12 protein-coding genes are annotated in these 13,513 nt (G+C 62.9%); 5 read left to right on the top strand and 7 right to left on the bottom strand.

The features are described 5' to 3' along the window. Nucleotides 1–36: 36 nt before the first annotated feature. The 5 genes from VK804_RS11290 to VK804_RS11270 form a co-directional block, all read right to left on the bottom strand. On the bottom strand, nucleotides 37–1,719 hold the full coding sequence (locus VK804_RS11290) for a glycosyltransferase family 39 protein (protein ID WP_325370891.1): 1,683 nt from the start codon (nucleotides 1,717–1,719) through the stop codon (nucleotides 37–39). Nucleotides 1,720–1,774: 55 nt separating this feature from the next. Next, nucleotides 1,775–3,031 (bottom strand): OpgC domain-containing protein, encoded by a 1,257-nt coding sequence (locus VK804_RS11285; RefSeq protein WP_414642757.1) that lies wholly within the window; start codon nucleotides 3,029–3,031, stop codon nucleotides 1,775–1,777. Between the two features lie 454 nt (nucleotides 3,032–3,485). Beyond that, entirely contained in the window at nucleotides 3,486–4,511 is a 1,026-nt protein-coding gene (locus VK804_RS11280) for a D-alanine--D-alanine ligase family protein (protein WP_325370889.1), read from the bottom strand. Further along, a complete protein-coding gene (locus tag VK804_RS11275) occupies nucleotides 4,508–5,536 on the bottom strand; it encodes a putative zinc-binding metallopeptidase (protein WP_325370888.1) in 1,029 nt (342 codons plus the stop codon). The genes VK804_RS11280 and VK804_RS11275 overlap by 4 nt, the downstream gene beginning before the upstream one ends. 55 nt (nucleotides 5,537–5,591) lie before the next feature. Next, nucleotides 5,592–6,548, bottom strand: a complete 957-nt coding sequence (locus tag VK804_RS11270; protein ID WP_325370887.1) for a tetratricopeptide repeat protein — start codon at nucleotides 6,546–6,548, stop codon at nucleotides 5,592–5,594. Between the two features lie 299 nt (nucleotides 6,549–6,847). Between VK804_RS11270 and VK804_RS11265 the strand changes: the two genes are divergently transcribed. Beyond that, a complete protein-coding gene (locus VK804_RS11265) occupies nucleotides 6,848–8,401 on the top strand; it encodes a L,D-transpeptidase (protein ID WP_325370886.1) in 1,554 nt (517 codons plus the stop codon). Between the two features lie 86 nt (nucleotides 8,402–8,487). On the opposite strand, the gene VK804_RS11260 is transcribed toward VK804_RS11265, so the two are convergent. Next, nucleotides 8,488–9,222 carry an SDR family oxidoreductase gene (locus VK804_RS11260; RefSeq protein WP_325370885.1) on the bottom strand — a complete coding sequence of 245 codons (735 nt, stop codon included), beginning with the start codon at nucleotides 9,220–9,222 and terminating at the stop codon, nucleotides 8,488–8,490. A gap of 142 nt (nucleotides 9,223–9,364) precedes the next feature. On the opposite strand from VK804_RS11260, the gene VK804_RS11255 reads away from it, so the two are divergent. Together VK804_RS11255 and VK804_RS11250 are read left to right on the top strand one after the other, a co-directional pair. Then, entirely contained in the window at nucleotides 9,365–10,243 is an 879-nt protein-coding gene (locus VK804_RS11255) for a LysR family transcriptional regulator (protein ID WP_325370884.1), read from the top strand. A 151-nt stretch (nucleotides 10,244–10,394) separates the two neighbouring features. Continuing rightward, the gene (locus tag VK804_RS11250) at nucleotides 10,395–10,739 is read left to right on the top strand and encodes a DUF1491 family protein (RefSeq protein WP_325370883.1); all 345 of its coding nucleotides are present in this window, start codon (nucleotides 10,395–10,397) and stop codon (nucleotides 10,737–10,739) included. On the opposite strand, the gene VK804_RS11245 is transcribed toward VK804_RS11250, so the two are convergent. Beyond that, complete coding sequence (locus VK804_RS11245) at nucleotides 10,736–11,707, bottom strand: DUF2336 domain-containing protein (RefSeq protein ID WP_325370882.1); 972 nt, start codon at nucleotides 11,705–11,707, stop codon at nucleotides 10,736–10,738. The two genes, VK804_RS11250 and VK804_RS11245, sit on opposite strands and share 4 nt — an antisense overlap. 254 nt (nucleotides 11,708–11,961) lie before the next feature. Between VK804_RS11245 and VK804_RS11240 the strand changes: the two genes are divergently transcribed. Both VK804_RS11240 and VK804_RS11235 read left to right on the top strand, forming a co-directional pair. Continuing rightward, a complete protein-coding gene (locus VK804_RS11240) occupies nucleotides 11,962–12,150 on the top strand; it encodes a hypothetical protein (RefSeq protein ID WP_325370881.1) in 189 nt (62 codons plus the stop codon). A 17-nt stretch (nucleotides 12,151–12,167) separates the two neighbouring features. Beyond that, nucleotides 12,168–12,947 carry a hypothetical protein gene (locus VK804_RS11235; protein WP_325370880.1) on the top strand — a complete coding sequence of 260 codons (780 nt, stop codon included), beginning with the start codon at nucleotides 12,168–12,170 and terminating at the stop codon, nucleotides 12,945–12,947. The last annotated feature ends 566 nt before the right edge of the window (nucleotides 12,948–13,513 follow it).

The following is a 13,513-nucleotide window of genomic DNA, read 5'->3' as shown; positions in this document are numbered from 1 at the left end:
GATTGATTGCAGCCGTGATACGCGCGAGCGGCACTCTCACGGTGGCGCAGATGCGAGGCTTGGGGCGGCTCGCCCCACGATGGCCCGCCTGTCCTTCACATAGGCGATGGGAACGCCAAATCTTTCCACGGTGCCGACGATCTCGCCATCGAGATCGCGGTCGCAATTCATGTGCGTCGTCGCGATGAAGAACTCGGAGTCCTTCCATGCCGGTCTGAAATCCCATTTCAATTGTGGCAGGGTGACCGTCCGATCAAAGGTCAGACGTTCCCCGCAAACAGCGACCGAATAGATCTTCAGGGGCTGGGTCGGGTCCAGCGGTTTCTGGGTGCGCAGATACGCCTCCAGCTGATGGATCGCCTCGGGCATGCTGTTGAACCAGTAATCCATGTCGTAGCGGCGGAATGCGCCTTGAAGGCCTCCGACCAGGGCATTGTAGGACAGGCTCTCGTAGGGGTGCAGCCGGACGAGGAGCGCGCCCTCCCACAGGAAGCATCCCGAGATCAATGCGACGGCCGCGGCAGATGCGACCCGGCGCCCTTGCGATTCGAGTCCGTCGAGGAGCCGACTGAAGCCGACGCCGGCCAGCGTCGCGATCGGGGGAAGCACGAACAGGAAATGCCGCATTCCAGTGAAGGCCGGTCCATCAAAGGCCGCCTGGCAGCCGATTGGCACGATCACGGCAAGCGATACAATCGCGATATCGCGCCACCGCTGCGTCCCGCCGCGCTCGAAGGGCCGCAGGAAAAACGAGATGAGCGCCAGCGACGCGCCAGCAAGCGTGATCAGCGGCACACGGATCAGGACATAGCCCGGGACATAGATGCGAGGCACGTTGCCCATCTGGTAAATCTGCCCCGCAAAGAGGGTGCGTATGGAATAATGAAATTCGGAGAAGGCAAACAGTCCGCGGATCGGATTGAGCGGCGACAGCGCGGCCCATGGCCAGGCCAGGATCATGATGATGTAGGCCAGTGCCAGGGCCGGAAACATCCTCAACGCGGAGCGCGCCGCAAAATGCGCGCGGGCCCGCCGCCCCCGATCGCCCCAGGGAAGATAAAGCAAGATGGCGAGAGCAAGATAGACGATCAGCAGCAGGCCAAGGCTGCGCACGCCGAGTGCTGCGCCGGCGAGAAGACCGAAGGCTGCAACGTCGAGACCTCTCGGCGAGGGCAACGCGCGGGCGCAGCGGACCAGAAACAGCGTTGCCACCATCATCGCGGCGGCGAACGGAATGTCCTTGGTGTGATTGAACATCGCGCCATACCATGCGCCGCACAGCGCCAGCGCCACCGCCGCGATCAGGCCTGCGCGCGGTCCCGCGATCAATCGCGCGGTCGCGGCACTGGCGGCGATTCCGCCGATCCCCGTCATCGCACAGAGGATGTGACGCAAATCGTAGGGATCGAGGGACGTGATGTGAGCCAGGGCAACCGCGATGATGTCGAACAGGCCGCCGTAGAGATAGAGGTTCTGGAAGGTGAAGAGATCGCGATCCGCAAATCCGCTGCGGTAGTACGCAATGATCAATTCGCCGTAGCGATGCTGCACGGCTTCATCGTTGGAGATCGCGTAGTCCTTGAACGTGAACAACACGGCGACGGCGAGCGCCAGAAGGATGCCGCCGGTCGCAAGATCATAAAACCCGGAGGACGCGAGCGGACGAGTGGCCTTTCCCGTTCGCCAGTCTGGCCCTGCCCCGATTGTGCCTGGTTGCACAATGGGCGTTGCCTCAACCGGCGATGGCCGAAGTTCGAGATTCATGTCGGCGCCGTCATGGACTTTGCGTCGTCAGCCCGGTCGCAACAGCATCCTTGGCGCGTCCGCGCCCGCTCATGGTCCGCTTGTACCAGGTAAAGATCGTGGCGACGCCGCACATGATCAAGATGCCTGCCATGCCGACGATGACATGCAGCAGCAAGCCTGCGGAAAGCTCCATCAGCAGCGCATAGCCCGCAAACCCCAGGGCGACCCCGAGCGCAAAGATCTGTAGCGAATACTGTCCGCACAGGATGAGCGGCCGGAACCAGGGCGATTGCAGTCCCGGCCAGTCGCCAGGCACGAAGCGCAGGGCGACGACGGCGAGCGCCAGGAAATGGGCAAACCGCAAGACGTCGAAATCAGTCTTGCTGATCGGGTAGATCGCACGGATCAGCCAGGCCGGAAGCAGGGTCTCCAGATAGGGAAAATACCATGTCATGGTGATGAAGAAGGCTGCGCAGAGATAGAGGACGGCCACCCAGAATGTCACCTTCGAGTTGATGATGGGCGATATCCGCCGTCCGCCGCCCAGCGCGCACCAGGCGCCGAACACGAAAAGAAGCTGCCACGCAAACGGATTGAACGACCAGAAGCCGCCCCCATAGGTAGCCAAATGCAGATCGAACCGGATCATCAGGATGTAGAGCACGACCGACAGGATCAACGGCAGATCCCGTTGCGATCGCGCCAGCATGAGCACGAGCGGAAGAAACGCCATCAGCACGACGTAGAGCGGCAGCACATCCATGTTCAGCGGCCGGAAGCGCAACAACAGCGCCTGAATCATCGCTTGTCCGGGCTCCTTGAAGAAATCCCCGACCTCCATTTCGTGGATGTAGAAGGGCTTTTCCGAAACCGCCGTGACGTAGGCGATCTCGGCGATCAGCACCAGAAACAGCAGCAGATGCGCGGTGTAGATTTGCCAGACCCGTCGCAGCAGGCGCGCCGTTCCAATCAGCATTCCGGACTCGAACATCGCCCTGCCATAGACCAGTGCGGCCGTGAAGCCGGAGATGAAAATGAAGATTTCCGCGGCGTCGCTGAATCCGTAGTTCCGGATCGTGCCCCAGGTCAGGACATCCGGCGAGACGTGATCGATATAGATCAGCCACAAGGCGAGGCCGCGGAACAGATCGAGTCGGAGCTCGCGCTGACCGCTCGCGACGGCAAAAGTGACTTGCGCTGCGGCAGGCGGCGTCGCGGAGCCGCTTGCCGCGGCTTCCCGCCTGCGGCCGGTCGCGACCCCGATCACCCGATCGGCAACCGACATCAATCCTGTCTGTTCAAGGCGGGCGGTCATCCGTCAGTCTCCCTCTGCAGAGTACAGGTCTCCATGATTTGAAGGCAAGGAATCACAGCACATGCGGGCCGCAGGACAGGTCCGCGCCATGACCGACACAGAAATCGCGCTCCGCCGGGAGTGCAGAGGGTGCGGGGAAGGCCGGGTGCTGGCCTGCACCGACGCCATGTCCGATCTGGGTCAAACGCCCCAGAATTGGAGCTTTTGGGCCATTTGCGGTCTGCCTCGAACAACGGACATCATCTGACCGACCCAGTTCGTCCCGTTGGTGCCGACAGGCGAAAGGAAAAAAGGCCTCCTATGGGCGCAATTTGGGCTGTCGGGTCAGAAACAAAAGCATCCTCAGGGCTGCGAGTCTTCGAGCAGACCAAAACAGCCGGACAAAGACGAATCGGGCATGGGAATCTCTCTTCCGCATACCCGCTCAGCCTACGGATGCGCCGGCGTTTGCCCGGCTTATTCCGAGCGCCAGAATGCGATGCAAGAGGCCCGGGTAATCAAGTCCGTCATGCCGGGCCGCTGTAGCGAACTCCTGGCTCTTCGCGATTTCGGGATTGGGATTCGCTTCAATGAAATACAGGGTGCCGTCGGCAGAGAGCCGAAAGTCGATGCGCGCGTATCCATCGAGCCCCAATGTTCGGTAGATGCGTTTCGCTGTTCGCTGAATGCGGGCGCGTAGCTCCGGCGCAAGGTTCTTGGCCGGCCCATCTACAATTCCCACGCGCTCCTGATAACTGGGATCGTGTTTGACCTTCTCGGTGGCTATGGCCTGGCCGCCCATGGTGCCGAAGTTCAATTCCCAAACCGGCAACACTCGCAACCGATTGTTGCCGAGCACGCCGACATAAAGCTCGCGTCCCTCGATATATTGCTCGGCGATCGCGGCGGTTCCGATCCGCTGGTGGATGAAGGCGACGCGCTCTGCGAGCTTCTCGTCCGTATCGACGACGGATGCCTGTGAGATACCCCGGGATCCATCCTCGTTCAGGCTCTTGACGATCAACGGCAGCGCAAGACGCGCCAGCCGTTTGACCTTTCGGCGCATCGGGAATACGGCGAACGCCGGCACCGCGACCCGGCGATGGTGCACCAATGTCTTGGACAGATCCTTGCCGCGCGCCAAGATCAGACCGCGCGGGTTGCACCCGGTATACGGGATCTGCATCAGTTCGAGATAGCTTGCGACGTGCTGGTCATAGGTCGGCTCGTTGTGAAACTGCTCCAGCAACGTGAATACCACGTGCGGCTTGAAACTTTCGATCTCCTCGCGCACCGGCTTGATTTCCTCCTGTGCACCGAGCGGGCGAACATCGTGGCCGGCCGCACGCAAGGTGCTCACGACGTCGTATTCCGTTTTCCATTCGTTGATTTGCCGCGCCGTGTATCCGTCGCTGGAGTCCGGGGGTACGAAGTCCGGGTGCATGAGCACCAGAATGCGCAGGCGTCTCATAGCGCGATCCATTTTCGCCGCGAAGGACCGAACAGCGCGTGCATGGTCTTGGCGGTCAACAGGACGGTGAAGTCAGCCACAAGCTTCCGATCGGAGCCGACAGCGCGCAGATTGAGCTCGCGGCAGCGGGAGATCATGTCGTCAAGTACAGCGTCAAGCGTAAGTTGGTTCTCGCCCGTCCACCGCGCAACCAGCTGCCTGATGTGGGCGCGGTGCCGCCTGATGAATGCAGAAGCCGGCTGCCCCCGGCGGTGCCGTGGATCGGCGGAAAAGAGCCGGGAGAGGTCGCGGTCGTAAGTCTTCGGTGCCTTGAAGGCGTAGAACGCCTGCTTTTTTTTATAGTAGTCGCCGAGTGTCTGCCTGAGTTCATGCAGCGGATCGACACGCTCCCGCGTCGTGAGGAGCGGTCGCTTCCCGGCGATTTCCTCCATCAGTTCGTCGACATATTCGAGCTTCTTCAGCGCCGGCCAGCCGGCATAGCGCGTCCGCCAGTTCGAACGCGGCCGCAGCCACACCGCGAAGGTTTCAGCGAAATCCTCGTCCGGATGGCTCTGCGCGTACCAGAGCCGAAGATGCTGGACATATTGCCGGCTGGCCGGATTGGGCCGGTAGTAGCGCGGGTAGTGTCTTGAGGACCGACCGAACAGCTGCTGCCAACGCCGGCGGCGCTGCAGCTGATAGCCGTGCTGGATGGCATGGCCTGCCTCATGGCGGAGGATGGCCATGCATTCGGACCAGGTGCCGCCCTCGACGTCGAGCATCATTTTCTTCTCGAGCTTCATCAGGCGGGGATGGGTGAGATAGAACGGGATGGCAATGCCGGGCACATCTGCCGGACTGAACCATTCGCTCGATATCCATGTATGTGGCCGCAGCCGGATGCCGCGCTCTTCGAGCTCTTCGTAAAGAGTGCTGATACAATCCTCGAGCCAAGTGCCTTCGATCGCAACCCTCAGACTACTCAGGCGTCGCCGGAGCAACTGCTCATCCGATAGCTTTTCCCAAGCATATTTCCGGCGGGGCATAGGCATCTACCCAGATGGTGTCATAGGATGCTACCGACGACAACCGCCGCGACGATTATTGAAGGGTTACCCCGAAGCGCTCGAACTTTTCGCTGATTTTCGGATCGAGGGACTTGGCGGCGGCCATGTCGGCTTCGGCACCCGTCTTGTCGCCTTTTTTCAATTTTGCCACGCCGCGGCCGTAAAGCGATTCGGCATTCGAAAGAATCTCCAGCGCCTGCGCGTAGTCCTGGACTGCCTCATCGTAACGGCCGGCCTTTAGGAGAGCGAAAGCGCGATGCTGACGTGCGCTGACCCGTCCGCTCTTTTTCATGGAGTTGGTAAAGTTCGGATTGATCTTGAGCGCTTCGTCACAGTCCTTCAGCGCTTGATCGATCCGGCCGAGGATCGCATTGACGCGACAGCGGTTGTTCCAACCCATGGCATAGGTCGCCGACACGGCAACCACGTGATCGAAGTCGTGCAATGCCTCCTGGTATTGGCCGCGATCCGCATAGAGTTCGCCCCGGTCGTTCGCCGGCCACATCCAGTTGGGATCGAGCTTAATCGCCTGTTCGAAGCTCGCGATCGCCTGCTGTTCCTGCCCTGTCGCATAAAGTGCATCGCCCTGGTAGGCCCATGGGGTGGCCTGGTTGGGTTCCAGCTTGATCGCCATGGCCAGGTCGCGAAGTGCGGCCTGATAATCCTTCGACTGCATGTATCGAGCGGCGCGCTCGGCGTAGGCGCCCGCATATTTCGGATTGAGCTGAATGGCCTGGTTCAGGTCGGCGAGAGCGTGCTCGGAATCGCTTTTGGCGCCGTATGCCTTGCCTCGCAGGAAAAAGGCGATCGCGAGCCTTGCCTGGTCAAATTTGCCCGACTGAATGATCGCGGTGCAGCCGCCGATGATCAGGTCCGGGCTCGCACCGCCCTTGCCGCTGCACCAATCGATTTGCTGCTGCGTCTGTCCTATTGCTGGAGCGCAGCAAAACATCGCCAGGATCAACGCTATGGATGCTGCAGATGAACGCATGTCGCCCCCTCGCGTGGACTTGCGGAAGCGCAAACACTAGCAGGGGGACCGAGCCGTTGGGAACAATTTCCCGCATGGCGCCTTTGGTCATTACCCTTGTTGCCTCCGGCGCCCGTCGACACGTCTCAAAGATACCAATTTCGGCCGCCACCCTTCCTCCTGCGCTGGCTGTCGTATATTAGAGGACTGCCACTGGGACGCGCCGATAGTCCGTAGGGGTGAATTGACAGCGTTGATTGCTGGGGACGGTGATACGTGATCGACGCAAGCGCGGACAGGCATTTCAACCGGGGCAGGAAATGGTAAATCGATTCACGATGGCGCAACCCGCCGTGGCGATGCGGCGTTGGATGTTTCCGGCCATTGTGACGCTGGCGGCGGTGGCGGCGGTGGCCGCGGTGACGGCGTCGACCGCCGGCGCTGCGGCGCGCCCGGCAGCTCCCACCGAGGCGGAGGCGCCGCGCGCGGCCGGCGAGCCGATCATGGCGATCGTGTCGATCAAGAGCCAGCGGGTGACTTTCTACGACGCCGACGGCTGGATCCTGCGTGCGCCGGTGTCGACCGGCACCACGGGACGCGAGACGCCGGCTGGCGTCTTCGCCGTCATCGAAAAGGACAAGGACCACCACTCGACCATGTATGACGATGCCTGGATGCCGAACATGCAGCGCATCACCTGGAACGGCATCGCGCTGCACGGCGGGCCGCTGCCCGGCTTTGCGGCCTCGCATGGCTGCGTGCGGATGCCCTACGGCTTTGCGGAGAAGCTGTTCGACAAGACCGAGATCGGGATGCGGGTGATCATCTCGCCGATCGATGCCGAGCCGGTGGAGTTTTCGCATCCGGCGCTGTTCGTGCCGAAGGCGGACGCCATCGCGGCTGCTCCCGCGCGTGCCGAAACGCTCTCCCGCGAGGCCGAGCAGGCCGCCACGGCGGCCGACGAGACGAAGAAGGCCGCAGCCACGGCAGTGCGCGACACGGCATCGCTTAACGCCTCGCTGCGCAAGCTGGAAGGACTCAAGAGCCGCGCCGACGCCGAGCTCGCATTCGCCAACAAGGCGCTCGCCGCCGCAAGGACGGAACAGGCCACGGTGCGGGCCGAGGACATGAAGCAAAAGGCCGCCCCGAAGGCCGCCGAACTGGCGACCCAGCTCGAGGCCGCCAGAACCGATGCGAAATCGAAGCTCGACGCCGCCGCCGCAGCCAAGGACGCCGCCAAGACGGCCGCGACCAAAAAGTCCGATACCGCCAAGGCGGCGAAAGACGCGAAGCTCGCGCTCGAGCCGGTCTCTGTCTATATCAGTCGCGCGACGCAGAAGCTTTACGTACGGCGCAACACGCATAAGCCGGCGCCGGATGGAGGTGGTGAGGTGTTCGATACGACCATCGAGGTTCCGGTCACGATCCGCAATCCCGACAAGCCGATCGGTACGCATATTTTCACGGCGATGGCGAAGAACGACACGGGCCTGCGCTGGAGCGTGGTGACGATCGACAACGGCGACGACGCCAGGGACGCGCTCGACCGCGTCACCATCCCGCAGGATGTGCTCGATCGCATCGCGCCGACCGCGTTGCCGCGATCCTCGATCATCATTTCGGATGAGCCGCTGAGCAGCGAGACCAACTATCGCACCGAGTTCGTCGTGGTGCTGAACAACCAGCCCCAGGGCGGTTTTATCACGCGCCGGCCTACGCCTGCGGTCGATGTCAACGTCGCGAGCGGCAACTCCTGGGGCGACGGCGGCGGCTTCTTCTTTTTCCGGCCCAATCCGGACCCGCAACCCGCCACTACGCGTCGGCAGGGCGGCCAGTACTATCGTCCCCCCGTCCAACAGGGCTGGTGGCGGTAAGACGCGGCGCGCCGCGCGCAGGCTGCATGGTCGCTCGGGGTCATTCACGAAGCTGACGTCCCGCCCGCGTGAGAGGACGACGAAATCTATACGGCGGTTCTGCCGCCATCGACCGGCAGAATCGCACCATGGATGAAGCTGGCGCGGTCGCTCGCCAGGAACACGATCGCCTCGGCAATCTCCTCGGGCGCGGCCGGGCGCCCGGCCGGCGCTTGCGCCGCGAGTTGTTGCAGGGCGTCGCCCATTACCGCCGTGCCTTCGGTACGTGTCGGTCCGGGACTGACTGCATTGACGCGGACGCCCTTGGGCCCATATTCGGCTGCCCACGCTTTGGTCAGTAGATTGATGGCGGCTTTGCTCGATCCATAAAGGCTCAAGCCCGCTGCGCCGTAATCGGCCACCATCGTTGAAAGGTTGACGATTGTGCCTTTGCCTCGCTGCGCCATCAACGGAGCAAGCTCGGCGACGAGGAAATAGGGAGCCTTCACATTGAGGGCATAGACGTCGTCGAACGACTGCTCGCTCATCTCGTGCGTCGGGCCGAACGGAAAAATGCCGGCGTTGTTGATCAAAATGTCGACATGACCGCTTCCCAACTCAACGGCCTTTTTCGCGACCGCTCGGGCGCTCGCGGCATCGCGAAGGTCGGACGAGATGAAATCGGCTTTGCCGCCCGCCGCACGTATTTCGGCAATCGTCCTTTCACCGCGTTCCACATTGCGGCCTACGACCATGACATGAACGCCCGACTGCGCCAGTTTATCCGCTGCCGCGCGGCCGATACCGCTCGTCGCTCCGGTGATAAGGGCTGTCGTCGTCATTGGCGCCTCCTTGTCTCGTTCTCTTTGGCAGCCGGCCTGCTGTCCGGCTGTACAAAAAGATAATGTCGAACGGGCGCGCGCAGTAGACGAGCGCAGCGCATCTGACTTATACGCCATGTGTATGAGTGACCGGCTCCGGGAATTGACCGCCTTCGTCCGCGCCGGTGAGACCGGCAGCTTCTCTCGCGTCGCGCGCGAACTAGGGGTGTCGCAGCCTTCGATATCGCGGATGGTGGCAGACCTCGAGGCGCGGCTGGGCGTGAAGCTTCTCTTGCGCACCACACGGCACGTCACCCCGACCGACGCTGGCCGGGTGTTTCTCGAACGGGCGCGGCAAATCCTCGGTGATCTCGACGACGCCGAAAATGCAGCGCGCGGCGTGGATGGCCTGCGCGGCACACTGCGGGTGGCGTTGTCCGGGGCATTCGGAACTCGCGAAGTTATCCCTCGCCTGCCTGGTTTCGTGGCGCAGCATCCGAAACTGGGCATCGAGCTGCTGATGTCCGACCGGACCGAGGACCTGATCGCTGAAGGCGCCGATATGGCCTTGCGGTTAGGTTCTCTGCCGGATTCCGGATTCGGCGCGCGGTTACTGGGTAAGGCTCCGCGCCTCGTCGTTGCCTCGCCCGGTTACATTGCACGCAAGGGAACTCCGCAAACGCCGACCGATCTCGCTGGGCATGAGTGCATTCTTGGCCCGGGTCTCTCCGGGCGGACCGGCTGGAGTTTCACGCGATCGGGCAAAACAGCGTCCGTAACCGTGGAAGGGTCGATCAAGGTCACCTCAGCCGATGGTGTGATTGCCTGCGCCAAAGCAGGGCTCGGAATAGCCGTCGCCTCGCGATGGATGTGCCGGGCCGAGCTTGAGGCAGGCAACGTCGTCGCGCTGCTTTCCGATTATCAACTTGATTGGGTCGAACTGCACGCTGTCTACCCGGGCGGCCGTCGCCCGTCTCTCAAGGTGCGAGCCTTTTCCGATTATTTGGCGGCTCAGCTCTTGCACAAAAATGAAGGCGGTTGAGGCGTCCGAATGCGATCTTCAAACGTTGGCGCGGATGATGCCGCTGCCCTTCTGTTTCCGCTTGGTGCCGGGAGCTGACGGCTCCCGAAGCACCGGTTTCCGGAAATCCCGAGGCTAGCCTCGACTCCGGCGTTGGCCTATCGTCCGGCGCATGCGATTGAAATCAAGTATCTGGGTGGCGGCCTATTTGCGCCGCTGCCAGACCGCCGGCGTGTTCGGCGCCGTGCGCCGGCGCGGCGCGGAAGAGGCGGGCGCCGTGTTCGTCAAGGTGGCGCTGCTCGACGGCAATGCCATGCTCTATATCCCGGCGCCGCAGACGGTCTATGACGACAGCCGGCCGATCGAGCGCTTCTTCACGCCGACATCGAAGGAGCCGCTGCCGGAAGCTTCCGTGGAGGAGCGTCTCGCCAAGGAAATCCGCTTCGATCCCGATGCCTGGATCGTCGAGACCGAGGACCGGGCAGGGCGGCATTTCCTGGATCTGGCGCGGGCTTAACCTTCGGAACCAGTACGTTTGACAATCCCGGAGCCGGGCTGCTGCGCGGGGTTGCGGGTTTGCGCGGGCGCGGAGCGGGCGCGGTTGCGTTCGTCGTCGTAGAGCGAGGGGCGGAATTTGGCGCGGGTGACCGCCAGCGTCGAGCCGCGCCAGGCCGCCAGCATGATCAGCGCCGATCGTTCGCTCAACCGGTCGTAGAGCCTCGACAGCCGGTAGACGGCGTGCACGGAGGTGCCGATGTCGGGCTTGAGAAACAGCAATACCCGCTGAAACACCGCGCCCGGCATGTCCAGCGCCCTGGCGGCGCAGGCGAGCGGCTCGCCGCCGGGATCGTTGACGACGGCTGCCGCCACCCGCCAGGTCAATATCAGGGTCTCGCCGAGTTCGAGCGTGAAGTTCTCGATGTCGGCCGAAAACGCTGCCATTTCCAGCGCCTCGACCGAGCGCCTGGCGCGGGCCTCGGGAATCCGCGCCGCGGCCCGCAACGGGGTTTCCCGCAGATTGTGCAGGATCTGGGCGCGTTCGCTGGCGCTGGCGCGGGAGAACATGTCGTTGATGTCGGCGGCGTCCTTCGGCTGCATCGACAGATTGCTTTGCATCCGCAACTGCGCCTCGGTCGGTGCCTTGGCCGGCGGCGCCACCGGTGGAGACGTGGGAATCTCGGAAGCCAGCGGCAGCAGCCAATCCGCACTTGCCGGCGTCAGCCCGAGCCTGCGCAGCACCGCCTCCGGCGTGCCGGGATAAATCGCAAGCCGTGCCCGCACCGCGGCGCGGGTGGCGTCGTCGACCTCGTCGATCAGGCGGGAGGTCAGCTCGACGAACTGCCGCTCTTCGTCGGCGCTATGCGCGTTGGCCTGAACATAGAGATCGGTCAGCACGCGCAGCAGCGTCGGCTTGATGTCGACGCCCTCGCGGCGGGACAGCGTCATCAGGCCGTCGAAGCCGGGGAAAAATGGAGGTGTTGTCATGCCAGGTACGCGACTGAGTAATTCCTGCAGCCAGCCTAGTTCGGTTGCTTTAACAGCTCGTTAAGGAAAACGATCTGTGAAGACGATCGAGCCATTCAAGGTGCAGCTGTGCCTTGGCGATGCATTTTTACGGCGCGGATGTGAAATCGAACGCCGCGCCTGCAAATTAAGATGCCGTTAACCACGTCCTGATCTTAATGATTGCATGTCACCGGGAACGCGTTTTCCGGGAGCGACGACCAGAGAGATGAGACATGGGCACCGTCATTGAATTTCCGGAGTCGCGGCGGGTGGGCTCGACCATGGATGGCGGGCCGCGCGAGGGCATGGGAGCGCTGCTGATCCTTCCCGTCGTCCGGATCGAACGCGATGCCGACGGCACCGACGGCGGAAGCGGACCGGAAGAAGGCACAGCCCCAGGCGGCCGTCGCCGCCGGCGCTGATATCAGGGCTATCAGCCATGCCGGAGACATCCTTCCCGAACCGGACCCCGGGGCGGGCACCGGCCGCATCGCCGGTGCTTGCACTGCTGCTGGCCGGCGCAGCCCTTGCAGGCTGCAGCGGCGGCGATTTCGGCCGCACCCGGTCGGATTTTCTCAACGACGACATGCACCGCTGGATCGGCGGCGAGGCGACCTCGAGCGTCGGGCTGCAGGCGTCGCAATTCCAGCTCACCGACAATGAGCGACTGCTGCGCGATCTGGCTTACCCGCTGATCGAGCCGCCGCATTCGCGCCCCGCCTGGAAGAGCGTGTTCGGCGACTACACGTCGCTGGCTTCGCCATGGCGGCAGCAGGTCGTGTTCGACCGCAGCGCCTATGGACGTACCTTGATCGACGAGCCACACCGCTCCTATGCGTCGCGCTATTCCCAGCTGATAGAGGACGTGCGCGACGACATCACCCGGTTCGAGCCGTTCTACGCCGACGCCGTGAAGGTGATCGACCTCGACAAGAAACGCAACGCGGCGCTGGCGCATATCTCGGAATTGTCGCCGCGCGAACGCAGCGATGCGGTCGCCCGCATGCAGGAGAACAGCCTTATCGTGCAGTGGGTGCAGCAATGCCTGGAGCGGCGGGTCTCCTCCTACCGCTGGGCGCTGGAGCGGCTGGTGCTGCAGACGCCGGACAACATGGCCGCCGACGCCGACCGCCTGATCGGCGAACTCGCCGCCCAAACCGCCAACCCGCCGGTCGCAGCACGACCCGTGATCGAACAGCCGCTGACGACGCGCGGGTAGGCCGCCCCCGCAGCGTCCGTTCGCGTTCATCGCAATTTCACTCAACACCGTCATTGCGAGCGCAGCGAAGCAATCCATCTTTCTTCTTGCTGCGCGATGGATTGCTTCGTCGCGAGGGCTCCTCGCAATGACGATGAGACATACATCCGCATTCTCGCCGCATCGCATGCGCGAGGTATTCGGTTATTTTTCGCCCAATCAAAGGGCGCAGGGAATGCCGGGCGCAGGATGCGCCCGATAGCCGCGTGTGCAACGGTCAGCTTCGTAGCCCGATGGCGCAATCCGGGAACGCGACATCAACCGTGAAAAACCCCGGATTTCGCCATCGGCCCGCGCGTGCGCGCGACCCGCTGGCTGCATCCGGGCTACAGGCAATTGAGCTGATTGCCGCCCGGCACGCAGCAAACATCGATCCACGTCGCACGCTAGCAGTCTGCTGAAAAAGCCCTCGTCAGGGCCTACGGTTGATGATTCAATGTATATCATGAATCGTCGGGGGCTCGCATGCGGGGCAGTTTTACGGATCAGGGCGGGTTGTTTTCGTACATCTCGCCGGAGACGCGAGT

This window comes from Bradyrhizobium sp. (assembly GCF_035484855.1).
Lineage (GTDB): Bacteria > Pseudomonadota > Alphaproteobacteria > Rhizobiales > Xanthobacteraceae > Bradyrhizobium.
The sequence above is the reverse complement of the archived record's forward strand: the minus strand, read 5'-3'. Positions and strand labels throughout refer to the sequence as shown.